Here is a 24486-nt window from a genome sequence, read left to right as displayed (position 1 = left end):
GGTCCGACGATGCCGACGTTCGCGTGAGCGACCGGTGAGGAGGTGCGGGCGTGACGCAGGAAGTTGATCGGTCCACCGGCAAGACGACGCCTGCGCAGGGCGCCGCCGCGCCTGCGCCGCAAGGCCCCGGCCCCGCGCCGGTCCCGACCTCCGCCTCACGGCGCGTCCGGGCACGGCTGGCGCGCCGGATCACCGCGCAGCGGCACACGGCGATCAAGCCGGTGCTCGAACCGCTCGTCGCGGTGCACCGGGATGTCTATCCGAAGGCCGATCTCGCGCTGTTGCAGCGCGCATACGACATAGCCGACGAGAAGCACGCGCATCAGATGCGCAAGTCCGGCGATCCCTACATCACCCATCCGCTGGCCGTGGCGAGCATTCTCGCGGAGCTCGGAATGGACACGATCACGCTCGTCGCCGCACTGCTGCACGACACGGTCGAGGACACCGGCTACACGCTCCACCAGCTCGAAGTGGATTTCGGCTCCGAGGTCGCACACCTGGTGGACGGTGTCACCAAGCTGGACAAGGTGACGCTCGGCAACGCGGCCGAGGCCGAGACGATCCGCAAGATGATCATCGCGATGGCACGGGATCCACGCGTGCTGGTGATCAAGGTCGCCGACCGGCTGCACAACATGCGCACCATGCGGTTCCTGCCGCCGGAGAAGCAGGCGCGCAAGGCCAAGGAGACGCTGGAGGTCATCGCGCCGCTCGCGCACCGGCTCGGCATGGCGACGGTCAAGTGGGAGCTCGAGGATCTGTCCTTCGCGATCCTGCACCCGAAGAAGTACGACGAGATCGTGCGGCTCGTGGCGGACCGGGCACCCTCGCGGGATACCTATCTGGCGAAGGTGCGGGCGGAGATCACCTCCACGCTCGGTGCATCACGGATCGATGCCGACGTCGAGGGCCGACCGAAGCACTACTGGTCGATCTACCAGAAGATGATCGTCAAGGGTCGCGACTTCGACGACATCCACGACCTCGTCGGCGTGCGGATCCTCTGTGACGAGGTGCGCGATTGTTACGCCGCCGTCGGTGTGGTGCATTCGCTCTGGCAGCCGATGGCCGGCCGGTTCAAGGACTACATCGCCCAGCCGCGCTTCGCCGTCTACCAGTCGCTGCACACGACTGTTGTCGGCCCCGAGGGCAAACCGCTCGAGGTGCAGATCCGCACGCGCGATATGCACCGCACCGCCGAATTCGGCATCGCCGCGCACTGGCGCTACAAGGAGTTGAAGGACGGCAAACCCACAGATGTCGGCGAGATCGACGACATGGCGTGGATGCGTCAGTTGCTCGACTGGCAACGGGAGGCCGCGGATCCGGGGGAGTTCCTCGAGTCGCTGCGGTACGACCTCGCCGTCAAGGAAATCTTCGTGTTCACGCCGAAGGGCGACGTGATCACGTTGCCGTCCGGTTCCACACCGGTGGATTTCGCCTACGCGGTGCACACCGAGGTCGGGCACCGCTGTATCGGTGCCCGGGTCAACGGCCGCCTCGTGGCGCTCGAACGAGAGCTGGAGAACGGCGAGGTCGTGGAGGTGTTCACCTCCAAGGCGCCGAATGCGGGCCCGAGCCGGGACTGGCAGGGCTTCGCCAAGTCACCGCGGGCGAAGGCGAAGATCCGCCAGTGGTTCGCCAAGGAACGGCGCGAGGAGGCGCTGGAGAACGGCAAGGATGCGATCGCCAAGGAGGTGCGCAGGGTCGGGCTGCCGCTGCAGCGGTTGATGGGCGCCGACTCGATGGCGGTCATCGCGCACGAACTGCGCTACGCCGACGTATCGGCGCTGTACACGGCCGTCGGCGAAAGCCACGTGTCGGCGCACCACGTCGTGCAGCGCCTCGTGGCCCATCTCGGCGGCGTCGGCGCGGTGGAGGAGGAGCTCGCCGAGCGGGCCACCCCGTCCAGCACTCCGCTGCGTCCCCGCACGACCGGCGACGCCGGTGTGCTGATTCCGGGTGCGCCCGGCACGGTTGCCAAGCTCGCGAAGTGCTGTACCCCGGTTCCCGGGGATCAGATTCTCGGGTTCGTCACCCGCGGTGGCGCGGTCAGCGTGCACCGTACCGACTGCACCAACGCGGGCTCGTTGCACGAGCAGCAGGAGCGGATCATCGAGGTCGAATGGGCACCGTCGGCCTCGTCGGTGTTCCTGGTCGCGATCCAGGTGGAGGCGCTCGATCGGCACCGGCTGCTCAGCGACGTGACGAAGGTGCTCGCCGACGAGCGGGTGAACATCCTCTCGGCCTCGGTGACGACCTCCGGTGACCGCGTCGCGATCAGCAGGTTCACCTTCGAGATGGGCGATCCGAAACACCTCGGGCACGTGCTCAACGTCGTACGCAACGTAGAGGGTGTCTACGACGTGTACCGTGTGACATCCGCAGCATAGCGAAATGCGTTCGCCCGCACGATATTCCGTGCGGGCGAACACATTTGCAACAAGCGTGACTAGTCGATCTGGACGCTGGTGAGTGTCACCGGGAGCGCCGGCTTACCGTCCTGGCCGCCGCCCTCGACACCGCCCGCGGCGATCTTGTCGAGCGTGGCCATCCCGGACTCGTCGACCGTGCCGAAGATGGTGTAGGCCGGCGGCAACTGCGAATCACCGTAGACGATGAAGAACTGGCTGCCGTTGGTGTCGGGACCCGCATTCGCCATGGCGAGCACACCGCGCTGGTAGGGCACCGGGGACGACATTCCGGGGTCCTGCTCGGAGTACTGGTCGGTGGGGTATTCGTTGGAGAATTCGTAGCCGGGTCCGCCCGTGCCGGTGGCGGTCGGGTCGCCACACTGCAGCACCCGCAGCGACTCCGAGTTCGTCATCCGGTGGCAGGACGTGCCGTCGAAGTAGCCCTGGCCGGCGAGGCTGACGAAGCTGTTGACGGTGCACGGGGCGTGCGCGTTGTCGAGGGTGAGGCCGAGGTCGCCCTGACTGGTGGCCACGCTGAGGCTGACCGTGGCGTCGTCACCGCTGGTCTGGATGCCGTCGGTGCGCGGCGGGTTGTTCGGCTTCGCTGCGGGTTGCGCCGAGGCGGGATACTCGCAGTTCACCGTGTCCGGCTTCGCCTTCGGCTCGGGCAGCTCGCCGGGGGTGTTCTCCGAGACGAATTCGCCGTTCTCGGCGGTGGCGCTCGCGCTGGCCGCCGTGTTTTCGGAGCTGTCGTCGCCGTTGGTCAGCAGGGCGACGCCCACGACCGCGCCGACGACGACGATAACTCCGGCGATCGACCCGGCGATCGTCAACTGCTTGCGCCTGCGCGCCTTCTGGGCTCGCCGTTCGACCTGGCGCTCCAGTTTTCGCTTAGCCGCCGCTCGTCGCTGTTCGTTGGTGGGCACTACCGAAGTCCTCCATCGCCTTGCGTGATCGCTGTCGGCCGGCGCCGACGCCGGCGGGGTAAGTCTGCCATTACCACCTGAGACTCGGCTGACAGACCACCCCGCATAGGCTTGATGCGCAGACCCGCCCCCATTTCTTCGACACCGCAACCGAGGCAGAGGAACAGCAGCCACTGTGAGCAAGCCGAACTCATTCGTCGCGCCGAAGGGCGTGCCCGACTACATTCCGCCGGATTCGGCGGGCTTCGTCGCGGTCCGGGACGGACTGACCCGGGCGGCTCGTGTCGCCGGTTACAGCCACGTCGAGTTGCCGATCTTCGAGGACACGGCGCTGTTCGCGCGCGGCGTCGGCGAGTCCACGGACGTCGTCAGCAAGGAGATGTACACCTTCGCCGATCGCGGTGACCGTAGTGTCACGCTGCGTCCGGAAGGTACGGCCGGGGTGATGCGCGCGGTCATCGAGCACGGACTCGACCGTGGGCAACTGCCGGTGAAGCTGAGCTACGCGGGTCCGTTCTTCCGTTACGAGCGGCCCCAGGCCGGTCGCTATCGACAGTTGCAGCAGGTCGGTGTGGAAGCGATCGGCGTGGACGATCCGGCACTCGACGCCGAGGTGATCGCGATCGCGGACACCGGTTTCCGCGACCTCGGCCTCGACGGCTTCCGGCTCGAGATCACCTCGCTCGGGGACGACACCTGCCGCCCGCAGTACCGGGCCTTGCTGCAGGAGTTCCTGCTCCGGCTCGACCTGGACGACGACACCCGTCGGCGGGCCGAGATCAACCCGCTGCGGGTGCTCGACGACAAACGTCCGCCCGTCCGCGAGATGACCGCCGATGCTCCGTTGATGGTCGACCACCTCTCCGAGTCGGCGAAGGGTCACTTCGACGAGGTGCTCGGCCACCTCGACCGGCTCGGCGTGCCGTACGTGGTCAATCCACGGATGGTTCGCGGGCTCGACTACTACACGAAGACGACCTTCGAGTTCGTGCACGACGGGCTCGGCGCTCAGTCGGGCATCGGCGGAGGTGGCCGCTACGACGGACTGATGGCGCAGCTCGGTGGTCAGCCGCTGTCCGGGATAGGTTTCGGTCTCGGTGTGGACCGGACGCTGCTCGCGCTTGCCGCGGAGGGCAAGACTGCGGGTGACACCGCGCGGTGCGAGGTTTTCGCCGTGCCGCTCGGCGAGACGGCGAAGGCAGAACTCGTCGTGCTCGCCCATCGGCTGCGTGCGCAGGGAATCGCGGTGGATCTCGCGTATGGCGGGCGCGGGCTGAAGGGTGCGATGAAGGCCGCGGACCGCTCCGGTGCGACATTCGCCTTGGTGCTGGGGGATCGGGACCTGGAGGCGGGCACCATCGGGTTGAAGGATCTGCGAACCGGCGATCAGCGCGACGTCGAGTTGGCACGGGTCATCGACACCATCGGAGCGCTCCTTGCCGGAGCCTGACGAACTGACCGCACTCGACCTGGTCGATCCCGCACTGATCGCGCCACGGCTGCGCAGGGTCGCGCTCATCGCCGCCGCGATCGGGATCGCCGTAGCGGTGGTGGTCGGCCTATTGGTGTCCTGGCCGATCGGCCTCTTGGTTGGCGCGGTGATCGGCGGTCCGACGACGATCTCTGCCCTGCTCGGGTTGCGCCGCCGAATTTGGATGTCCGGCAACGTGATTCATGCCCGTCGGCCGCTCGGAGTGCGCCGAATCGACGCGGCGGCCGCGGTGGTCGCCGAGGTGCAGGTGCGGACCGGACGGGTGAGCCAGGTTGCGTTGCGGGTCGGTGACGGTGATGCCGTGGTGACGGTGCCGCTCGCCCTCTACACCGACACCGGCGGCGCCGAACTGGCCGTGCTGGCCTTGCGTCGTCTCGCCGATGCGCTCGCCGCGAGCGATCTCGCCGCCGCCGCGGCCGTGTCTTCGGTTCTGGTGCAACAGCTTCGGGCAGAGGCGCGGGAGGCGGGTCTGGAACAGCGCCCGCTCTACGCGGCAGCGCGCACGGTGCGCGACGCCGGGCGCGGCGCGCTCACCACCTTGTCCGATGCCGAAGTCGCGGCACTGCTCGACTGAGTCGCGCGGCGCCGACGCACGACCGCGAGGCCGTGCGTCCGGCACCACAGGAACGGATCAGAGATCGTCGTAGTCGGCGCCCAGCACCGGTGATACGACGTTGGGCAGATCGCCGATCACGCCGTTCGGGTCGGTCACCGAGTTGAGGTAGCCCGGCGAGTTGCGCGTCGTGTCGTCGCCTCCGCCGACGCCGCGCGCGGCACCCGCCGTCGGCCCCATCATGGGACTGCCGGCCGCAACGCCCGAGCCGAACGCGGCCGATGTCGCGGCACCGCCCGGGCCGCCGGCGACCGGGGTGCCCTGCGGGCCGGCGCCCCCGGCAGACGGCGCGCCGAGCGGACTCGCACCCAGGACGCCACCGGTGAGTCCACCGCCGGCTCCGCCGCCGCTCGCGCCGCCACCGCCGTGTGAGCCGCTCACGCCGGCGGCGTGCGTGCCGGTGTAATGGCTAGCGCCGGAGGAAGAGTCGAGATCGGCGGAACTGGCGTAGGTCTGCGACTCGGTGAGGCTGCGGATGCCGTCGGTGACCGTCGACATGACCGGCTGTCCGACCGACTCGATCACCTGCTTGGCGATGCCGATCGGCGACTGCCCGGTGCCGGCACTGCCGGAAACTCCGGCGATGGCGGCCATTGCCGCGGTGGGACCGGACAGTTCGCCGCGGGTCTTCGAGACCACGGCGAGTGCCTCGCCGAGCGATTCGGTGGCTGCGGCGATGAGTCCGAGCTGGCCGGGCGGGGTGGCCGCCACCGGAATCAAGGTCGCGGCCTTGGTCGCGAAAGCTTGTGCAACGGCGGTCAATTCGGCATTACCCTGCTGCACGACGGCGGCGGCCTGCCGGGTGACCGTCGCGATGTCGGTGCCCTGCTGTGACGACTCGGCACCGTCGGCTTGCAGCCCGCGGCCCTGCTGCTGGGCGTTGTCGGCGGATTGGCCCTGCCACAGCTGATCGACAGCGGACAGGCCCTTCAGTCCGATCTGCATCGCGGTGTCGATGAGCTGGGACGACTGATCGAGGATCTGCGTGGGATCGAGGGCGCCGAAGATGCCGGTACCGAACCCGCCGGCAAGGTCGTTGAACGGCGCGAGGAATTGATCGATGCCAGGCAACGGCGGCATGGGCGGCAGCTGCGGGAGCCCGGGCAACTGCGGCAGCCCGTCGAGGGTCGGTACCTGCGGAAGCTGGGGAAGCGGCTGATCGAGCAGCGGCCCGACCGGGCTCGCGCGCAAGGCGTCGAGCACCGTAGGGGCGGGTGGGGCGGCGAACGGCTCGGCCGCGCCGGTCTGCGGCGCGGTCATGCGAGCTCTCCCATCCCGGAGGCGACCCCACCCAGCGACGCGGTATGGCGATCGTCGGATCGTTCGTAGCTTGTCGCGGTTGCGTGCGCCGTTGCCGAACTCGTGCCGTACGCGGAGGACAGGTCGCCGACGGCCGTCGCGTGCTTGGCCTGTGCGAGTGCGAACATGGCCAGGAAGTCCGCTCCGATCAGCCCGAAGACCGGCGTCGCGGCCGCGAGATTCTCGGCGAGATCGAATCCGCCTGCGCTCGCGAGCTGTGTGGAAACCGCAGCGCTGGTGTCCGCAAATGCGCGGATACCAGCGGGTACCACCTCGATAGAACTCATGTTCCCCCCATGTGTCGACGCCCCCGTCGAAGCCGCGGCGCACGTCGCACCCGGCCCGGCCCGGCAGTCGATGCCGGGCGAGCGCAATACTATCCGAGCCGCTACCGGTGATCGCGCGACGACCGGCAGACGTCCTTACAGAGCGTGCAGCTCAGCAAGGGTTTCCATCGCCAGGTCGACGGTTCTCCACAGCGTGTCCACCTCGATCGCCGTGGGCGTGCGCAGGGCAGGATCCTGCAGCGCGAGTCCATTGCCGAAGATCACTACGTTGGCCCCGGCATCAGCGAGGCGCAGCAACGGCCCGGTCGCGACGCCTTTGCCGAGCACTGCGTCGAGGCCCTCGCCGACGAAATAGAACCGCCACAGTGGGCCGAGGTCGGCGCCGTAGACCGCCTTGGTCCGGTCGACGATGAGGTCGCCGCTGCGCGCGATCGCATCGACGATCTCGAAGTAGTCCGGAGCGTTCTCCGGCCGGGTGCCGACGGCCGCGACCGCGTGGGTGAGGTCGACTGTGAGGTGGGCGTTGTAGCCCGCCATGGCGACCCGCGCGGGCGATCGATCGCATTGCCGGGTGAGGTCGAAGTAGGTTGCCCACTGCGGTTCGAGTGTCCCGCCGCCGAACTCGGCGTGCACGTTCACCAGGAAGCGTCGCAGCAAGTCGAGGCTGATGCGATGGGCATATTCGCGGTCGAGGAATGCGCCGGGATCGCGCTGCAGCGGCATGACGGCCGCCTGCTCGACGCCGTCGAGGCCCAGAGCGAACAGCCCACGCCAGTCGCGGTGGCGCACCAGAATTTCGGTGATCTGCTGGTGGCGCGCAACGGCGTCCTCGAGTGTCACGAGGGTCGCGCCGGTCGGGAGCGTCGTGGTGTCCGACAGCAATTCGATCCGGTCGATCTCGGTCGCGTCGAGCGCCGTTCCGCATGCCGTCGACACGAGCGGCGACGGAGCTGCCAGGGCGGGCGCGATCGGCGTCACGAGAGTCGCGAGTGCGGCGCAGACGACGAATAACCCACGCATACCAGGCTTGTTCACGTGCAGAGCCTAACCGCCGTAGACCGTCGTCGCTGTGAACGAGGGATGTTCTAGGGTTTCGTTGTGCCTGCGACGAATCTGCTCGAGCTCGTGGAAAGTTCGCCCGTGGCGGTGGCCGCGCACGATCGCGCGGCGTGGCTGGACATTTTCGCCACAGACGCCGCCGTCAACGATCCGGTCGGGTCCCGGCCGCATGTCGGTCCCGTCGCGATCGGCCGGTTCTACGACACCTTCATCGGCCCGAACGAGATCACTTTCGCGGTCGATCACGACATCGTGTGCGGCACAACGGTGGTGCGGGACCTGGTGGTGCACACCCGGATGTCCACGGGGGCGCTGATGCGGATCCCGATGCATCTGCGCTACGAACTCGGCGAACAGGACGGGCAGTTGCGGGTACGCGGCCTGTTCGCGCACTGGGAGTTGCCGGCGATGGTCGTGCAGCTGGCCGCGGCGGGCGTCCCTGGGTTGCGGGCGTGCGCGGTGCTGACCCCCCAGCTGCTCGGCAACCAGGGGTTGTCGGGTGCGCTCGGCTTCGCGCAGGGCTTCGTGCGGGTCGGCCGACGAGCCAAGCGGACCACCACGCAGGTGTTGACCGCGCTTGCGCGCTATGACGAGGTCGGTGTGCACCGTTTGCTCGCCGACGCGGTCGTGCAGGCCCCAACCGGTGGCCCGTCGACTGCTGCCGCGCTGCTGAAAAGCGTTCCCGACCTGCACTGGAGCAAAATGCTCGCGGCCGGCCGGACGGTGACGGTGTCCATCGACTCCGGCGGTGCACCCGGGGTGGCGCTGTTCGAGTTCGACGCGTTCGGCCGGCGTATCGAGCGGGCCAGGATCTACCACTGAAATAGAACAGGTTCCAAATTAGAACAAGTTCTACTACTCTCGGGCGCTAGTGGCCGGATCGTGCGGCCGTACCCAGGGAGTGGAATGAGGATCGCAGTCACCGGTGCCGCCGGGTTTGTCGGAACCAATCTCCTCGATCGGCTCGTCGAGCAGGGCCACGAGGTTGTTGCCATCGACCGGGTTCGGCCTGCCCATGCGATCCAATCCGATCGGGTGACCTGGAAGAGTGCCGATGTGCTCGACCCGGAGTCGCTGCGCACGGCGTTCGAGGGCACCGACATCGTCTACCACCTGGTCGCGATGATCACGCTGGCCCAGAACAACGACCTCGCCTGGCGCATCAACACCACCGGTGTCGGCAACGTCGCCGAGGCTGCGCTGGCCTCCGGCGTGCGTCGCCTCGTGCACTGCAGCTCGATCCACTCGTTCGATCAGTACGCCGCCGGCGGGTTCATCGACGAGACTTCGGCCCGCTCGACCGATGCGAAGATCCCCGTTTACGACCGCTCGAAGTGGTTCGGCGAGGTCGAGCTGCGCAAGGTGATCGACAAGGGCCTCGACGCCGTGATCTGCAATCCGACCGGCGTCTACGGACCCGTCGACCACGGCCCCTCCCGGATCAACGGCCTGCTGCGCGATTCTGCCCGCGGCCGGGTGCCGGCCATGATTCAGGGCCAGTTCGACCTGGTGGACGTGCGTGACGTGGCGATCGGCCTCACCCTCGCGGCCGAGCACGGTCGCACGGGAGAGAACTACCTGCTCGGCGGCGAGATGGTGACCATCTACCACGCGATGCGTGCCGCAGCGCGTCGCATGGGCCGTCGTGGTCCGGCGTTTGCCCTACCGCTGAGCTTCTTCGGTGCGATCGTCCCGGTCGCGGAGCCGATCGGCAAAATGTTCGGCTCGGACGTCCTCTCGCGCGCGTCGCTCGGCGCCATGCTGCACTCGCCGGTCGTCGACCGGACGAAGGCCGGCGCCGAATTGGGGTACGCCCCGCGCAGCAGCGCCGACACGATTGCCGACCTGGTCGACTTCTTCTGCGACTCCGGGCAGATCCCACGTGCGGCGCTGGCCACGTCCCGGTGATCGCCACCGGGCGTTCCGCTTGACACCCGGCTCGAACGGGTGTTCGACTTGCGGCTGTGCGATGGCAGGGACTTGGTGTCGATCTCGACGACGGGGCATTGCCGGGGCTGAGTCGCGCCGGACTCGTGCGCACGGTGACCGCACCCGAATTCGACGGCATCACCTTTCACGAGGTGTTGTGCAAGAGCGCGTTGAACAAGGTGCCCGTCGAATCGCGCTTGCCGTTCCGGTGGACGATCAACCCGATGCGGGGGTGCTCGCACGCCTGCCGGTACTGCTTCGCGCGCAGCACCCACGAGTACCTCGACCTGGATGCGGGCGACGACTTCGACTCGCAGATCGTGGTCAAGACGAACGTTGCGGCGGTGCTGCGCAAGGAACTCGCGCGGCGCTCCTGGCGGGGCGAGCGGGTGGCGCTCGGCACCAACACCGATCCATATCAGCGCGCCGAGGGCCGGTATCGCCTGATGCCGGGAATCATCCGCGCGTTGAGCGAATCGGGGACGCCGTTCTCGATTCTCACCAAGGGCACGCTGATGCGGCGCGACCTGCCGCTGCTCACGCTTGCCGCGCAGCGAGTCGACGTCGGTATCGCGGTGTCGCTGGCGATGTACGACGCCGAATTGCAGCGGTCGGTCGAGCCGGGCACGCCCACCCCGAAGGCCAGACTCGACCTGATTCACGCCTTCGCCGACGCGGGCTTCCGAGTGCACGTGATGGTCGCGCCGTTGATTCCGTATCTCGGCGATTCCGAAAGACAACTCGACGCGTTGCTGGGCGCAATCGCCGCGGCAGGCGCCTCGGGTGTGACCGCGTTCCCGATGCATCTGCGCGCAGGCACGCGCGGGTGGTTCCTGAATTGGCTCGCCGCCCATCATCCGGCGTTGGTGCGCCGCTACCGGCAGTTGTATGGGCGCGGCGCCAACGTCGCACCGGAGTACACCACCCGGCTGCGGGCGCGCCTCGACCCGCTGATCGCTCGTCACGGACTCGGCGGCGGGGACGGATCGCCGCGGCCGGAGTCGGTAGTGGCGGCGCCCGCTGTGCCGCAACCTCCTGCGCCAACCCTGTTCTGACCAGCGCTTTCCGCGGAATCGGCGATCGACGTGACAAAGATCACAGGAATCGGGCGGCGGCGCCCGGATGGGCGGACTGCGCCTGTTTTCCGCACGTCGGCCGGGCGCCCGTAATCGCCTCGGCGAGTGGACTGGCAGCGCAGACGGTTCGCAGTGAGTCGTTGGTCTGCGCGCGGCGCGCGCGGATTCTCGCAGACTTCCGGTGGGTATGGGGCTGCAATGTGGCAGTTAGAGTTGTGTTAGAAAGATCCCTCGCGTGAGCTTGGACACAAGTCCAGGGATCGAACGTTTCGGTGAAAGGTTGGTGTCGATGACTTCCGGAACCAAGGCCACCAAGTTGGAGCGGGTCGTCATCCGCTTCGCTGGTGATTCCGGTGACGGCATGCAGCTGACCGGTGATCGCTTCACGCACGAAGCAGCCGCGTTCGGCAATGACCTGGCGACCCAACCGAACTTCCCCGCGGAGATCCGCGCACCACAGGGCACGCTGCCCGGTGTGTCGTCGTTCCAGATTCAGATCGCCGACTACGACATTCTCACCGCGGGCGACAACCCCGACGTCCTGGTCGCGATGAACCCGGCAGCGCTCAAGGCCAACGTGAGCGACCTGCCGCGCGGCGCGACGATCATTGCGAACACCGACGAGTTCACCAAGCGAAATCTGGCAAAGGTCGGCTACGGCGCCGACCCGCTCGAGGATGGCTCGCTCGAGGACTTCGCCGTGCAGAAGGTCGCGATGACCACGTTGACCCTCGGCGCGGTCGAGGCGTCCGGAGTGGCGAAGAAGGACGGCCAGCGCGCGAAGAACATGTTCGCGCTCGGGCTGCTGTCCTGGATGTACAACCGCCCGGTCGGTGGCACCGAGAACTTCCTGCGCGAGAAGTTTGCGAAGAAGCCGGAGGTGGCCGAGGCGAACGTGCTCGCGTTCAAGGCCGGATTCCACTACGGCGAGACGACCGAAGCGTTCGCGTCCACCTTCGAGGTGGCCAGGGCCGCGCTGCCGGCAGGCACCTACCGGCAGATCACCGGCAACACCGCGCTCGCCTACGGCCTCGTCACCGCCGGCCGGATCGCCGGATTGCCGGTCTTCGTCGGCACCTACCCGATCACGCCGGCGTCGGACATCCTGCACGAGTTGTCCAAGCACAAGAACTTCGATGTCACGACATTCCAGGCCGAAGACGAGATCGCCGGAATCGGCGCTGCGCTCGGTGCCGCGTTGGGCGGGGCCCTCGGCATCACCTCGACCTCGGGCCCGGGGCTGGCGCTCAAGAGCGAGACGATCGGCCTTGGCGTGATGACCGAGCTACCGCTGATTGTGATCGACGTACAGCGCGGCGGCCCGTCCACCGGGCTCCCCACCAAGACCGAGCAATCGGACCTGCTGCAGGCCATGTTCGGCCGTAACGGCGAGTGCCCAGTCCCGGTGATCGCGCCGCGATCGCCCGCGGACTGCTTCGATGCCGGCATCGAGGCGGCGCGGATCGCGTTGACCTACCGCACCCCGGTACTGCTGCTCTCCGACGGCGCGATCGCGAACGGTTCCGAGCCGTGGTCGATCCCGCAGGTGAGCGACATCGAGCCGATCGATCCGGCATTCGAGTCGGCCACCGACGCCGACGAGCACGGTTTCGCGCCCTACTCGCGTGATCCGGAGACACTCGCCCGCCCGCTCGCCGTGCCCGGCACACCGGGGCGCGAACACCGCATCGGCGGGCTGGAGAAGGCCGACGGCTCGGGCAACATCTCCTACGACCCGGCCAACCACGACCTGATGGTGCGGCTGCGCCAGGCCAAGATCGACGGTATCGCGGTACCGGATCTCGTCGTGGACGACCCGTCCGGGGAGGCCGACCTGCTGTTGATCGGCTGGGGCTCGTCCTACGGGCCGATCGGTGAAGCCGTGCGTCGCGCGCGTCGACGGGGGAAGAAGGTCGCGCACGCGCACCTGCGCAACCTCAACCCGTTCCCCGCGAACCTCGGCGAGGTGCTCGCGGGCTACAAGACGGTCGTGGCGCCGGAGATGAACCTGGGCCAGCTCTCGCTGCTGCTGCGCGCCAAGTACCTGGTGGATGTGCTGCCGGTGACCAAGGTGCAGGGCCTGGCCTTCTCGGCCGCCGAACTCGAGGAGGTGATCGACGCCGCATTCGACGGTTCACTGCGTGAATGGGAGTTGGCAAAGACCACCGGTGCACTCGCGGCGGCGACCTACCGGAACGGGGGAATCCGATGACGATCATCGAGAACGAAAACACACTGGTCGGCACCGACCTGGGCCTGACCTCCTACGCGCACGTGCCGACGACCGAGGCGCCGCTCAAGGCGAAGGACTTCACCTCCGATCAGGAGGTGCGTTGGTGCCCCGGCTGCGGTGACTACGTGGTGCTCGCGACCGTGCGCTCGTTCCTGCCGGAGCTGGGCCTGCGCCGGGAGAACATGATGTTCGTGTCCGGAATCGGCTGCTCGAGCCGGTTCCCGTACTACCTCGACACGTACGGCCTGCACTCCATTCACGGTCGCGCACCGGCGATCGCGACCGGTCTCGCGGTGTCGCGTCCGGATCTGTCCGTGTGGGTGGTCACCGGTGACGGCGACGCGCTCTCGATCGGTGGTAACCACCTCATCCACGCGCTGCGCCGCAACGTCAACATCACGATCCTGCTGTTCAACAACCGGATCTACGGGCTGACCAAGGGCCAGTACTCGCCGACCTCGGAGGTCGGCAAGGTCACCAAGTCCACGCCGATGGGCTCGATCGACCATCCGTTCAACACCCTGTCGCTCGCGCTCGGGGCGGAGGCCACCTTCGCCGGTCGCGCGCTCGACAGCGATCGCAAGGGCCTCACCGAAGTGCTGCGGGCCGCGGCCGAGCATCGCGGCGCGTCGTTCGTGGAGATCCTGCAGGACTGCCCGATCTTCAACGACGGCTCGTTCGACCTGCTGCGCAAGGACGACGCCGAGAAGCACCTGATTCGCCTCAGCCACGACCAGCCGATCCGATTCGGCGCGAGCGAGGACCACCCCGACGGCGAGTTCTGCGTGGTCCGCGACGGCTTCGGACTCGCGGTCGCCAAGACCGCCGAGGTGGACGCCGGCGACATCGTGGTGCACGACGCCTACAGCGACGACCCCGAGTACGCCTACGCGCTGTCGCGGCTGTCGGACCAGGGCCTCGACCATGTCGTCACCGGTGTCTTCCGGGCCGTCGCGCGACCGACCTACGACGACGGCGCCCGCGCACAGCTCGCCGCCGCCGCCGAGGCGAAGCCGGTCGGCGGCGACACGCTGCAGACCTTGCTCACCGGCAAGGAGACCTGGACGGTCGGCTGACCTAGGCCGGCGGTTTGTCCAGGTTCCGCGCCGAGTAGGTGTCGCACGCGGCCAATTCGCCGGTGCGGTATCCGGATAAGAACCAGCGTTGCCGCTGTTCGGACGATCCGTGCGTCCATCCCTCCGGATCCACCCGACCGGTCGCGCTCTGCTGAATCCGGTCATCGCCCACCGCGGCCGCAGCCGACAGCGCATCGGCAACGTCGGCGTCGCTCAGCGGCTCGAGGAACGGCTCGGAGCTGTTCGGCGCCGGCGTTTTGTCCGCGTAGTGCGCCCATACCCCGGCATAACAGTCGGCCTGGAGTTCGGTGCGGACCGATGCCGATGCGGCACCGCGCGGATCGACCTGCGACCGACCGATGTCACCGAGCTGGTTCTGGAGATGATGGCCGAATTCGTGAGCGACCACGTACTCCTGGGCGAGCGGGCCGGCGCTTGATCCGAACCGCTGGACGAGTTCGTCGAAGAATGCGGTGTCGAAGTAGGCGGTTTGGTCGGTTGGGCAGTAGAACGGTCCGACGGCGCGCGTCGCATTTCCGCACCCGGTCGCCACCGAGCCGCTGAACAGGGTGACTTCGGGGGGGAGATAACCCGTGCCGGACTGCGAATCGAGTTCGGCCGACCACACCGAGTCCAGACTCGCAGCTGTGAAGGCGACTCGGCAGTTCACGTTTGCATTCGCGTCGGCACCGGTCTCGCACTGCTCGAGGGTCTCCGTCGATGCCTGGCCGTAGGTCCCGGCGCCCGCGTCGGAGCCGAGTAGGGATGACGGGTCGCCACCAAGTAGCACGAACAGCACCAACACGATCAACCCACCGGCACCGCCGCCGAGTGCCATCTTGCCGCCGCGGCCGGGCCCGCCGCCGCCGACCCGCACGCGCCCGGAATCCATGCGCGCACCCTCGTTGAATGTCATCGTCACTCCGCTTGTCGGACCGGTCGTGGGCAACGCCGGTTCGCTCCGTAGGATCGCACCCGGCGCTAGTGATCACGTCATCTTGAAAGGACTCTCGTGCTCCGTACCCATTTGTCAGGCTCACTGCGTGGCGAGCATGCGGGACAGACGGTGACCCTCTCCGGCTGGGTGGCGCGGCGACGCGACCACGGCGGCGTGATCTTCATCGATCTGCGGGATGCGTCCGGTGTGTCGCAGGTGGTGTTCCGCGAGGGCGCGGTGGCCGAACAGGCACACCGGCTTCGTGCCGAGTACTGCGTCAAGGTGACCGGGCTGGTGGAGAACCGGCCGGCCGGCAACGAGAACCCCGACCTGCCCAGCGGTGCGATCGAGGTCGACGCTCGCGAACTCGAGGTGCTCAACGAGAGTGCGCCGCTGCCGTTCCAGCTCGACGAGCAGCCGGGCGAGGAAGCGCGGCTGAAGTACCGCTACCTCGATCTGCGTCGGGAGGGCCCCGGACGTGCGATGCGGCTGCGGTCCAAGGTGAACGCCGCTGCCCGCGAGGTACTCGCCGGGCACGATTTCGTCGAGGTGGAGACCCCGACGCTGACCAAGTCCACTCCCGAAGGCGCACGCGACTTCCTGGTGCCCGCGCGACTGCAACCGGGCAGCTTCTACGCATTGCCGCAGAGCCCGCAGCTGTTCAAGCAGCTGTTGATGGTCGCAGGCATCGAGCGCTACTACCAGATCGCGCGCTGTTACCGCGACGAAGATTTCCGCGCCGACCGCCAGCCCGAGTTCACCCAGCTCGATATCGAGATGAGTTTCGTGCGCCAGGACGACGTGATCCTGCTTGCCGAAGAAATCCTCGTCGCGCTGTGGAAGCTCGTCGGGCACGACATCACGACCCCGATTCCGCAGATGACCTACGCGGAGGCGATGCGCCGCTTCGGAAGCGACAAGCCGGACCTGCGCTTCGGCGTCGAGATCGTCGAGTGCAAGGAGTTCTTCGCCGACACCACCTTCCGGGTGTTCCAGGCGCCGTATGTGGGCGCGGTGGTCATGCCCGGCGGGGCGAGTCAGCCGCGCCGCGAACTCGACCGCTGGCAGGAGTGGGCCAAGCAGCGCGGGGCGAAGGGCCTGGCGTACGTGCTCGTCGCCGAGGACGGCACGCTCAGCGGCCCGGTGGCCAAGAACCTGACCGACGCCGAGCGCGATGGACTGTGCGCGCATGTCGGCGCGAAGCCGGGGGACTGCATCTTCTTCGCCGCGGGTGCGGTGAAGACGTCCCGCGCGCTGCTCGGTGCCGCGCGCGGCGAGATCGCGCGCAAGCAGGACCTGATCGACGAGAACGCCTGGGCGTTCGTCTGGGTCGTGGACGCGCCGATGTTCGAACCGACGGCGGACGCGGTCGAGAGTGGTGACGTCGCGCTGGGATACAGCGCCTGGACTGCCGTGCACCACGCGTTCACCTCGCCTAAGCCGGAGTCGCTCGACACCTTCGACGCCGATCCCGCCTCGGCGCTCGCCTACGCCTACGACATCGTCTGCAACGGCAACGAAATTGGCGGCGGCAGCATCCGTATCCACCGGAAAGACGTGCAGGAGCGAGTGTTTGCCGTCATGGGCATCACCGAGGAGGAAGCGCAGGAGAAGTTCGGCTTCCTGCTCGACGCGTTCGCGTTCGGCGCGCCCCCGCACGGCGGTATCGCGTTCGGCTGGGACCGGATCACCGCGCTGCTCGCCGGTACCGACTCGATCCGCGAGGTGATCGCGTTCCCGAAGTCCGGCGGCGGTGTCGACCCGCTCACCGACGCGCCCGCGCCGATCACCGCGCAGCAGCGCAAGGAATCGGGAATCGACGCGAAGCCGGAGAAGAAGTAGCGCTCGATCCACCGGAAAACGGAGAACCCCGCGCCGACTCGGCGCGGGGTCTCCGTTTTCGACTCAGGCGGTAGGTGGTGACACCGGGCCGCGCACCAGAACCCGATAGGCGTAGGTGACCGCGATCAAGGTGACCGGCGCCGAGACAAGCAGGCCGACCAGGCACAACAGGGCGCCGACGATGTTCAGGCCGATGCACGCCAGGGCGAGCAGCAGCAGCGGCCCGACGTTCGCCGAAATGAGCTTGTAGCTCGACTTCATCGCATCGACCGCATCCTGGCGTTGGTCGATGACGAACTGCAGTGTGTAGAACAACAGGAAGCCGATGACGATGCCGGGAATGATGCAGAGTATCAAGCCGATCCAGGTGGCCAGACCGACCAGCAGGCTGGCGATCACCAATTGTCCGATGTTCTCCCACCGGAAGAACGATTCGAAGTTCGGTCGGCGCCCGTCCACCTCGTGTAGCGCACCCTGGACGAACGCCGCCTGAATCAGCACGCCGACCACGAACAGCACGAGTGCTCCGACGATCGAGAGCACGCTGAAGTTGGTGCTTGTGACGCTGAAGCCGTTGAACACGAACCGGAGCACGGCCTGAATGAGGATCGCCGCGAGCGCGATCCCGATCCACACCAGTGCGTTGTTCTTGTACTTCTCCCAGCCGTAGCCGATCGCGGCGCCGACCGAGAACTGCGGGCCCTGGTCGAATCCGCCGGCTCCGTACCCGCCGGGCGCGGCGGGGTAGGGATCGCCGTAGCCCGGTGGCGGGGGATACCCGCCGCCCTGCGGTGGCTGCTGCCCGTACGAACCCGGAGGCGGGCCGTATCCGCCGGGAGGGGGGCCGTAGCCGCCCGGCGGCGGCCCGTATCCGCCGCCGCCCGGCGGCGGCCCGTATCCGCCGGGTCCCGGGGGCGGTCCGGACTGGCCGGGCGGGGGCCCATACCCCGGTCCCTGGGGCGGTGGGCCATACCCCGGTCCCTGGGGAGGCGGGCCGGGTTGACCTCCCTGCGGAGGTGGACTCGACGGATAGGGCGGTAGTTGTGGGTCTTTTTGCGGTTCGTCGCCGCCCTCGCCACGTGGCGGCGGGGGATTTTCAGTCATCTGCTGATCCTTCGCGGAGAGTGGGAGGGAATGGGTGAAATCGGACGTCGCCGACACAACCCGAGCCCGTATCGGGTGTCAAGCGTGGCACGAGTGATCTTGCTCCGCATTAGCTCGGTCTCATGTTTGCCAGGTGCGAGCCGTGATGATTTTGCAACCGCCCAACGCGGAGAGGTCATCGTCGCGTGCTCGTAGTGAGACTGGCTGTCGGGCACAATTCGTTCGGACACGGGTAGGTTGGATGGTGATGACCGCAGTTCTGGCCGAACGCGCAGCCGAAGTCCTGGCCGCTGCGCAACAGTTGCTCACCAAGCGAATGGGTTCGACCGTCAAGCTCGCCGACCCAGTCGAACTGGGGGCGGGGCGACGCACCGTCGTGCTGCGGGTTCGGGTCGTGGAGAACACGTACTCACTGCCTCGAACCGTCATTCTCAAACAAATCAACGGCTCGGCATACGAGGTGCTCAACCGCGGTACGGACGCCCGCGGAGCGTCCGTGCTCGCCTCGGCCTTCGTGCGCGAAGCTGTTTGCTATCAGTTCGCCACCTCCCTGGCGCCGGCCAACCGCCCTGGCCCGGAACTGCTCGCCCACGACGTCGAATCGCGGCTCCTGGTGCTCAGCGATCTGGGTGACGAACGGCAGATGACGTCACTTTTGCGCACCGCTGACGAAAACGCGGTGACCAACGTCCTGATGGCGCAGGCACAGGCACTGGGGCGGATGCACGCCGCAACCGTCGGTCGCGAGGACGACTTCATCGCCCTGGCCCGGCGCGCCGATATGGACCGTCACGACGAGCTCGCCGAGCAGGCGGAGGCGTCCGTGCACGCGGTCGCCCCGCTGCTGCGACAGCAGATCGGCATCGAGGTGCCTTCCGACATCCTTGCGATGGTCGAGCGCTGCAGTCTGTTGTTCGCCGGTGGCCGGCTGCGTGCGTTCAGCCCGTCCGACTTGTGCCCGGACAACATCATCGTCAACGGCGAAGGTGTGCGGTTCCTCGACTACGAGTGGGGCGGCTTCCGGGACGCGACGCTGGACATCGCCGAAACGCTGGTGTCCTTCCCCGGCTGCCTGTGCGACTACAACCTGTCCGCCGATCGGGCGCGCTGGATGATCGAGGCCTGGCGGGCCGAGGTTGTCGGCATGTGGCCGCAGCTCGCCGACGACAACCTGCTGCGGCGCAAGATTCTCGATGCCCAGCTGATCTGGGTCTGGCTCAGCACGTTTTGGTACCTGCCGGACAACAATCCCCGGCTCGCCGAGGTCCGCGAACACGGACTGTCGGTCCGCCGTTCCGTCGCGCTGCCGCGCCGGTGGCGCTCGCTCGCGACGTTCGCCGCACGTGTCGGCGAGGAAAAGCTAGCCGCGTTCGCCGACACGGTGGCCGACGCGTTCGACGCCAAGTGGGTGGGTTAGTTAGTCCGCCAACGCCGCGATCTTGTCCAGCAGAAATCGGCGCTCGACGGCGTTCTCGGTGAGCAACAGCGCGGCTTCGTAGGCCAGTTTGGCTTCGTCGGTCCGGTCGAGCGCAGCAAGGAATGCCGCGCGCGAGGCTTCGAAGTAGCCGTACCCCGCCAGCGCCGGTTCGCCGCCGAGCGCGTCGAGTAGATCGAGACCGCGTTGGGGACCGGCGGCGAAACCGACCGCGATCGCGTGGTTGAGCCGCACGACCGGTGACGGCCACTCACGGAGTAATCGCTCATACAGCACGGTTATCACCCGCCAATCGGTGCCCGCCCAGCTCTCGGCTTCCGCGTGCACGGCGGCGATCGCAGCCTGCAAGGTGTATCGGTCGGTGCTCGGCAACGCCGCGCGGGCCAGCGCAGTGCCTTCCGCGATCGCCGTCCTGTCCCATTTGGTTCGGTCCTGATCGGCGAGGACGAGCAGCCGGCCGTCCGCGCCGACGCGGGCGTCACGACGGGCATCGGTGAGCAGGATCAGCGCAAGCAGTCCGGTCACCGCGCGGTCACCGGGGACGAGCACGTGCATCATCCGCGCGAGTTGCAGCGATCGCTCGACGAGATCGTTGCGCAGCAGGGTCTCGCCGATCGGCGCGGTGTGGCCGGTGGTGAACAGCAGGTGGATGACGGTGCAGATCGCGTCGAGGCGATCGGGGAGCTCGCGCAGCGCGGGCACCCGATAGGGGATACGCGCGACGGCGATCTTTTTCTTCGCACGGGTGATCCGGGCCGCCATCGTCGGTTCGGACACCAGGAACGCACGCGCCACCTCGGCGGTCGTGACGCCGCAGACGAGGCGCAGCGTCAGCGCGACCTGGGTGTCGACGCCCAGCGATGGATGGCAGCAGGTACACACCAGCCGGAGCCGGTCGTCGGGTATGCCGTCGAGGGAGTCGAGCGATCCCAAGGCGCCCTCTGCGGTCGGATCGAGGAGCCCGGGTGGGTCATCGGCCACGAGCAGGGGCAGTCGGCGCTGGAGTGCGGACTCACGTCGCATCAGGTCGAGCGCGCGGCGGTGCGCGACCGTCGTCAGCCACGCCGCCGGGTTCCTGGGTATGCCGGCGCGCGGCCAGTCGCTCAACGCGCGCTCGTACGCATCCTGCACGGCCTCCTCGGCGAGATCGAGATTGCGGGTCAGGCGCACCGTCGCGGCGAGCACGAACGCCCACTCGCTCCGGTGCGCCTGCGAAACAGCTTGGGCGACAGGTGTCGTCACGGCCCGTCGAAAACCATGACCGGTCGAACCTCGACTCCCCCGAACCGCGCCGGAACCTGCTTTGCGAGCTCGATCGCGGCGTCCAGGTCGGCTGCTTCGATGAGGTAGAAGCCGCCGAGTGCTTCCTTCGCCTCGGCAAACGGGGCGTCGGTGACCTCGACGCTGTCGCCGTTCTTGCGGATGGAGGTCGCGGTTGGGGTCGGCTCCAGCGCTTCGCCACCGAGCACCGCCTGGCCGGCGACCTCGGAAAAGGTCATGTGTTCCTGCATGATTTCCGCCAACGTCTCTGGGCTGGCGTCGGCGAAAGACTTCTCGTTTTCGTAGATCAAGACCACGTACTTGCTCATCGGATGCTCCTCGTGCGGTATTCCGGTGTCGTCCGCGTCCGAAGTCCGGGCTGCGGCATTGGTACCGACGAACGGCGCCGGCCGAAATCGACAGGCGCGCTGAAAACATTCTCGCCCCGTCTAGTCAGGAACGACACCCGCTGCGCATGCCGCGGCGCGCGCGGCCAGCAGGTCTCGCTCGGCCTGGTTGTTGGTCAGCGTCGCGGCCCGTTCGAATTCCGCCCGCGCCTCGTCGAACCGGCCGAGGTGGGCAAGGAAGTCCCCGCGCACGCTCGGCAACAGGTGGTAGTTACGCAGCGAAGGCTCGTCGCGCAGCCGATCCACTACTGCCAGACCGACTGCGGGCCCACGCGCCATCGACAACGCGACCGCACGGTTGAGCTCGACGATCGGCGACGGCTCGCGCGCGGCCAATTCGGCGTACAGATCGGCGATCCGCTGCCAATCGGTCTCCAGCGCGGTCGCCGCACGTGCGTGGCAGGCGGCGATTGCGGCCTGCATCGTGTACGTCCCCGGTACGGACGCAAGCGATTCGGCGCGGTCGAGCGCGGCCAGACCACGCCGGATGAGCAGTTGATCCCAGCGGGTGCGGTCCTGGTCGAGCAGCAGGATCGCCTCACCGTTGGGACCACGGCGGGCGGCCGTCCGCGACGCCTGGATCTCCATCAATGCCACGAGGCCGTGCACCTCGGCGGCGTCGGGCATCAACCCGGCCAGGATCCGGCCGAGTCGCAGTGCCTCCGCGCACATCTCGGGCCGAAGCCAGTCGTCGCCAGCGGTCGCCGAGTAGCCCTCGTTGAAGATCAGGTAGATCACCTCGAGCACCGAGTCGAGCCGCGCGGGTAGCTCATCGCGGCCGGGCACCTCGAACGGCACGTCGGCATCGGCGAGGCTGCGCTTGGCGCGCACGATCCGTTGCGCCACTGTTGATTCGGAGACAAGGAAGGCTCGGGCGATCTCCGGTGTGCTGAGCCCACCGAGTAGCTTGAGGGTGAGCGCGACCCGCGCCTCGGTGGACAGCACCGGGTGACAGGAGACGAACATGAGCCGCAGCAGGTCGTCTTCGATCTGTTCGGAGAACACCGCCTCGGCGTCGGCTCCCGAACTCACCTGCGACTCGAGATCGCGGGCGATCTGCTGGTGCTTGCGGTCGAGTGTGTCCTGACGGCGGAACCGGTCGATCGCGCGCCGTTTCGCGATCGCGGTCAGCCAGGCACCCGGGTTGCGGGGCACGCCCGAGGATGGCCACTGCTCGAGCGCGGCAACAAGCGCGTCCTGGGCCAGCTCCTCGGCGAGGCCGACGTCGTGCACCATCCGGGTGAGGCCGGCAATCACCCGTCCGGACTCGATCCGCCACACGGCATCGATGGCCGCGTGCGTCTCGGCGCTGGAAAGGGGTGCAGGCTCGTGATCGGCGGTCACGGTCACCAATCTCACCACGTCCCACCGACAGGCGGAGGCTCACGACTCGAGGATCGGGTGCACCGTCAGATCGATCTCATCGAAGTCGTCGGCGAATCGGTTCGCCCACTCGGTCGCCTCATCGAGGGACCGCACATCGATGATCGCCACTCCGGTCGGCGCGCAGGGCTCGGCGGCGATGTCTGCGCGGTGAAGGGAACGGATTCCGGGAGTCGGTGGTCCGAGGTTGTCGCAGACGAGCAGCACGCCGGCACGCTGCGCAGCGGGGGGGAATTGCTGCCGCTCGGGTCCGGTAGGGCTGCGATAGAGAAACAGATAGCGCATCGGCGGGCTCCTGAAGTGTTGGCTCTCCCTTGTGCGTCGTTCGAGTCGCGCGCCGATCGACATGCGGTGATCGGGAATCGGTACCGTTTGAGGCGTGACCGAAAGCCTGTTCGATATGCCCGGTGAGGGCGGCGACCGCCCAGACTTCGCCGGCATCGTGTCCGGCGCGCCGCTGGCGGTGCGGATGCGTCCGGCTTCGCTCGACGAGGTGGTCGGGCAGCAGCACCTGCTTGGGCCCGGATCGCCGCTGCGCCGGCTCGTCGAGGGCTCGGGCGCGGCGTCGGTGTTGCTCTACGGCCCGCCGGGCACCGGGAAGACGACGCTCGCTTCGCTCATTTCGCATGCCACCGGACGCCGGTTCGAAGCACTGTCCGCGCTGTCCGCCGGCGTCAAGGAGGTCCGGGCCGTCATCGATCTCGCCCGCCGCCGCCTCACGGCAGGCGAACAGACGGTGTTGTTCATCGACGAGGTGCATCGGTTCAGCAAGACCCAGCAGGACGCGCTGCTCGCCGCGGTCGAGAACCGGATCGTGCTGCTGGTGGGCGCGACCACCGAGAATCCCTCGTTCTCGGTGGTGTCCCCGTTGCTGTCGCGCTCGCTGGTGCTGCAGTTGCAGTCCCTGTCCGAGGACGACATTCGGACGGTGTTGCAGCGGGCGCTCACCGACGAGCGGGGTCTGGGCGGCCGGTTCACCATCACCGACGAGGCCGTCGACCACCTCGTGCGGATCGCCGGCGGTGACGCCCGGCGGGCGCTGACCGCGCTCGAGGCCGCCGCCGAGACCGGTGCAGAGCAGATCACGCTGGAACTGGTGGAGAAGAGCGTCGATCGCGCCGCCGTGCGGTACGACCGGGACGGCGACCAGCACTACGACGTGATCAGCGCGTTCATCAAGTCCTTGCGCGGCTCCGACGTCGACGCCGCGCTGCACTATCTCGCGCGCATGATCGTCGCCGGGGAGGATCCGAGGTTCATCGCCCGCCGGTTGATGATCCAGGCCAGCGAGGAGGTCGGCATGGCCGATCCGACGGCGCTGCAGACCGCGACCGCGGCGGCCCAGGTGGTGCAACTCGTCGGCATGCCCGAAGCGCAGCTCGCTCTGGCACAGGCGACGATTCACATCGCCACCGCGCCCAAGTCGGGCTCCGTGACCGCCGCGCTCGGTGCCGCCATCGCCGATGTGCGGGCCGGCAAGGCCGGGTTGGTGCCTGCACCCCTGCGCGACGGCCACTACGCGGGCGCCCAGAAATTGGGCAACGCGATCGGGTACAAGTACCCGCACGACCATCCCGACGGTGTGCTGGCCCAGCAGTATCCACCGGACGAGCTGGTCGGTGTCGACTACTACGAACCCACCGACCACGGCGCGGAGCGGGAGATCGGACCGCGGGTCGGCAAGCTGCGCCGGATCGTTCGCGGCTGAGGT

The 24486-nt window shown here is 68.0% G+C and carries 21 protein-coding genes; 11 read left to right on the top strand and 10 right to left on the bottom strand.

All coding sequences use genetic code 11. The features are described from left to right. The first annotated feature begins 50 nt into the window (after positions 1–50). Positions 51–2396, top strand: a complete 2346-nt coding sequence (locus OG921_RS19230; protein WP_266114121.1) for a bifunctional (p)ppGpp synthetase/guanosine-3',5'-bis(diphosphate) 3'-pyrophosphohydrolase — start codon at positions 51–53, stop codon at positions 2394–2396. A gap of 59 nt (positions 2397–2455) precedes the next feature. Here OG921_RS19230 and OG921_RS19225 read toward each other — a convergent pair whose 3' ends face one another. Further along, positions 2456–3343, bottom strand: coding sequence for a peptidylprolyl isomerase (locus OG921_RS19225; RefSeq protein ID WP_266114120.1), 888 nt, complete (start codon positions 3341–3343; stop codon positions 2456–2458). Positions 3344–3518: 175 nt separating this feature from the next. On the opposite strand from OG921_RS19225, the gene hisS reads away from it, so the two are divergent. Together hisS and OG921_RS19215 are read left to right on the top strand one after the other, a co-directional pair. Continuing rightward, positions 3519–4793 carry a histidine--tRNA ligase gene (gene hisS / locus OG921_RS19220; protein ID WP_266114119.1) on the top strand — a complete coding sequence of 425 codons (1275 nt, stop codon included), beginning with the start codon at positions 3519–3521 and terminating at the stop codon, positions 4791–4793. Next, complete coding sequence (locus tag OG921_RS19215) at positions 4780–5409, top strand: hypothetical protein (RefSeq protein ID WP_266114118.1); 630 nt, start codon at positions 4780–4782, stop codon at positions 5407–5409. Before hisS ends, OG921_RS19215 begins: the two co-directional genes overlap by 14 nt. A gap of 57 nt (positions 5410–5466) precedes the next feature. On the opposite strand, the gene OG921_RS19210 is transcribed toward OG921_RS19215, so the two are convergent. The 3 genes from OG921_RS19210 to OG921_RS19200 all read right to left on the bottom strand — a co-directional run bounded on the left by OG921_RS19210 (position 5467) and on the right by OG921_RS19200 (position 8069). Next, a complete protein-coding gene (locus OG921_RS19210; RefSeq protein ID WP_266114117.1) occupies positions 5467–6708 on the bottom strand; it encodes a hypothetical protein in 1242 nt (413 codons plus the stop codon). Continuing rightward, on the bottom strand, positions 6705–7034 hold the full coding sequence (locus OG921_RS19205; protein ID WP_266114116.1) for a type VII secretion target: 330 nt from the start codon (positions 7032–7034) through the stop codon (positions 6705–6707). The genes OG921_RS19210 and OG921_RS19205 overlap by 4 nt, the downstream gene beginning before the upstream one ends. Positions 7035–7169: 135 nt before the next feature. Continuing rightward, positions 7170–8069: a DUF5995 family protein gene (locus OG921_RS19200; RefSeq protein WP_323182820.1), complete on the bottom strand. Its 900-nt coding sequence runs from the start codon at positions 8067–8069 to the stop codon at positions 7170–7172. Positions 8070–8132: 63 nt separating this feature from the next. Here OG921_RS19200 and OG921_RS19195 point away from each other — a divergent pair, with 63 nt between their 5' ends. The 5 genes from OG921_RS19195 (at position 8133) to OG921_RS19175 (ending at position 14407) form a co-directional block, all read left to right on the top strand. Continuing rightward, positions 8133–8915, top strand: coding sequence for a nuclear transport factor 2 family protein (locus OG921_RS19195; RefSeq protein ID WP_266114115.1), 783 nt, complete (start codon positions 8133–8135; stop codon positions 8913–8915). Between the two features lie 84 nt (positions 8916–8999). Continuing rightward, positions 9000–10001, top strand: a complete 1002-nt coding sequence (locus OG921_RS19190) for an NAD-dependent epimerase/dehydratase family protein (protein ID WP_266114114.1) — start codon at positions 9000–9002, stop codon at positions 9999–10001. Positions 10002–10057: 56 nt separating this feature from the next. Further along, positions 10058–11077, top strand: a complete 1020-nt coding sequence (locus OG921_RS19185) for an Rv2578c family radical SAM protein (protein ID WP_266114113.1) — start codon at positions 10058–10060, stop codon at positions 11075–11077. Between the two features lie 310 nt (positions 11078–11387). Beyond that, the gene (locus tag OG921_RS19180; RefSeq protein WP_266114112.1) at positions 11388–13310 is read left to right on the top strand and encodes a 2-oxoacid:acceptor oxidoreductase subunit alpha; all 1923 of its coding nucleotides are present in this window, start codon (positions 11388–11390) and stop codon (positions 13308–13310) included. Beyond that, positions 13307–14407, top strand: a complete 1101-nt coding sequence (locus OG921_RS19175; protein ID WP_266114111.1) for a 2-oxoacid:ferredoxin oxidoreductase subunit beta — start codon at positions 13307–13309, stop codon at positions 14405–14407. Before OG921_RS19180 ends, OG921_RS19175 begins: the two co-directional genes overlap by 4 nt. A 1-nt stretch (position 14408) precedes the next feature. Here OG921_RS19175 and OG921_RS19170 read toward each other — a convergent pair whose 3' ends face one another. Next, entirely contained in the window at positions 14409–15323 is a 915-nt protein-coding gene (locus OG921_RS19170) for a neutral zinc metallopeptidase (protein ID WP_266114110.1), read from the bottom strand. A 96-nt stretch (positions 15324–15419) separates the two neighbouring features. Here OG921_RS19170 and aspS point away from each other — a divergent pair, with 96 nt between their 5' ends. Beyond that, on the top strand, positions 15420–17186 hold the full coding sequence (aspS, locus tag OG921_RS19165; RefSeq protein WP_266114109.1) for an aspartate--tRNA ligase: 1767 nt from the start codon (positions 15420–15422) through the stop codon (positions 17184–17186). Positions 17187–17249: 63 nt separating this feature from the next. On the opposite strand, the gene OG921_RS19160 is transcribed toward aspS, so the two are convergent. Next, complete coding sequence (locus OG921_RS19160) at positions 17250–18290, bottom strand: hypothetical protein (protein WP_266114108.1); 1041 nt, start codon at positions 18288–18290, stop codon at positions 17250–17252. Between the two features lie 247 nt (positions 18291–18537). Between OG921_RS19160 and OG921_RS19155 the strand changes: the two genes are divergently transcribed. Continuing rightward, a complete protein-coding gene (locus OG921_RS19155) occupies positions 18538–19707 on the top strand; it encodes a phosphotransferase family protein (protein ID WP_266114107.1) in 1170 nt (389 codons plus the stop codon). Here OG921_RS19155 and OG921_RS19150 read toward each other — a convergent pair whose 3' ends face one another. The 4 genes from OG921_RS19150 to OG921_RS19135 form a co-directional block, all read right to left on the bottom strand. After that, positions 19708–20967: an RNA polymerase sigma factor gene (locus OG921_RS19150; protein WP_266114106.1), complete on the bottom strand. Its 1260-nt coding sequence runs from the start codon at positions 20965–20967 to the stop codon at positions 19708–19710. Next, positions 20964–21314 carry a YciI family protein gene (locus OG921_RS19145; protein ID WP_266114105.1) on the bottom strand — a complete coding sequence of 117 codons (351 nt, stop codon included), beginning with the start codon at positions 21312–21314 and terminating at the stop codon, positions 20964–20966. The genes OG921_RS19150 and OG921_RS19145 overlap by 4 nt, the downstream gene beginning before the upstream one ends. 120 nt (positions 21315–21434) lie before the next feature. Next, positions 21435–22742, bottom strand: a complete 1308-nt coding sequence (locus tag OG921_RS19140) for an RNA polymerase sigma factor (protein WP_266114104.1) — start codon at positions 22740–22742, stop codon at positions 21435–21437. Between the two features lie 33 nt (positions 22743–22775). Beyond that, a complete protein-coding gene (locus OG921_RS19135) occupies positions 22776–23060 on the bottom strand; it encodes a hypothetical protein (RefSeq protein WP_266114103.1) in 285 nt (94 codons plus the stop codon). Between the two features lie 115 nt (positions 23061–23175). On the opposite strand from OG921_RS19135, the gene OG921_RS19130 reads away from it, so the two are divergent. Then, entirely contained in the window at positions 23176–24483 is a 1308-nt protein-coding gene (locus OG921_RS19130; protein WP_266114267.1) for a replication-associated recombination protein A, read from the top strand. The last annotated feature ends 3 nt before the right edge of the window (positions 24484–24486 follow it).

The organism is Aldersonia sp. NBC_00410 (assembly GCF_026342035.1).
Taxonomy (GTDB): domain Bacteria; phylum Actinomycetota; class Actinomycetes; order Mycobacteriales; family Mycobacteriaceae; genus Aldersonia.
Note: the sequence above shows the minus strand (reverse complement) of the source record. Positions and strands in the feature narration are given on the sequence as shown.

Bases quoted from the DNA above. Each gene is read 5' to 3' on its own strand.
- OG921_RS19160 (WP_266114108.1), bottom strand. From the start codon at position 18,290: ATGACTGAAAATCCCCCGCCGCCACGTGGCGAGGGCGGCGACGAACCG.
- OG921_RS19175 (WP_266114111.1), top strand. From the start codon at position 13,307: ATGACGATCATCGAGAACGAAAACACACTGGTCGGCACCGACCTGGGC.
- OG921_RS19135 (WP_266114103.1), bottom strand. From the start codon at position 23,060: ATGCGCTATCTGTTTCTCTATCGCAGCCCTACCGGACCCGAGCGGCAG.
- OG921_RS19170 (WP_266114110.1), bottom strand. From the start codon at position 15,323: ATGACATTCAACGAGGGTGCGCGCATGGATTCCGGGCGCGTGCGGGTC.
- OG921_RS19155 (WP_266114107.1), top strand. From the start codon at position 18,538: ATGACCGCAGTTCTGGCCGAACGCGCAGCCGAAGTCCTGGCCGCTGCG.
- OG921_RS19205 (WP_266114116.1), bottom strand. From the start codon at position 7,034: ATGAGTTCTATCGAGGTGGTACCCGCTGGTATCCGCGCATTTGCGGAC.
- OG921_RS19130 (WP_266114267.1), top strand. From the start codon at position 23,176: ATGCCCGGTGAGGGCGGCGACCGCCCAGACTTCGCCGGCATCGTGTCC.
- OG921_RS19210 (WP_266114117.1), bottom strand. From the start codon at position 6,708: ATGACCGCGCCGCAGACCGGCGCGGCCGAGCCGTTCGCCGCCCCACCC.
- OG921_RS19190 (WP_266114114.1), top strand. From the start codon at position 9,000: ATGAGGATCGCAGTCACCGGTGCCGCCGGGTTTGTCGGAACCAATCTC.
- OG921_RS19145 (WP_266114105.1), bottom strand. From the start codon at position 21,314: ATGAGCAAGTACGTGGTCTTGATCTACGAAAACGAGAAGTCTTTCGCC.
- OG921_RS19180 (WP_266114112.1), top strand. From the start codon at position 11,388: ATGACTTCCGGAACCAAGGCCACCAAGTTGGAGCGGGTCGTCATCCGC.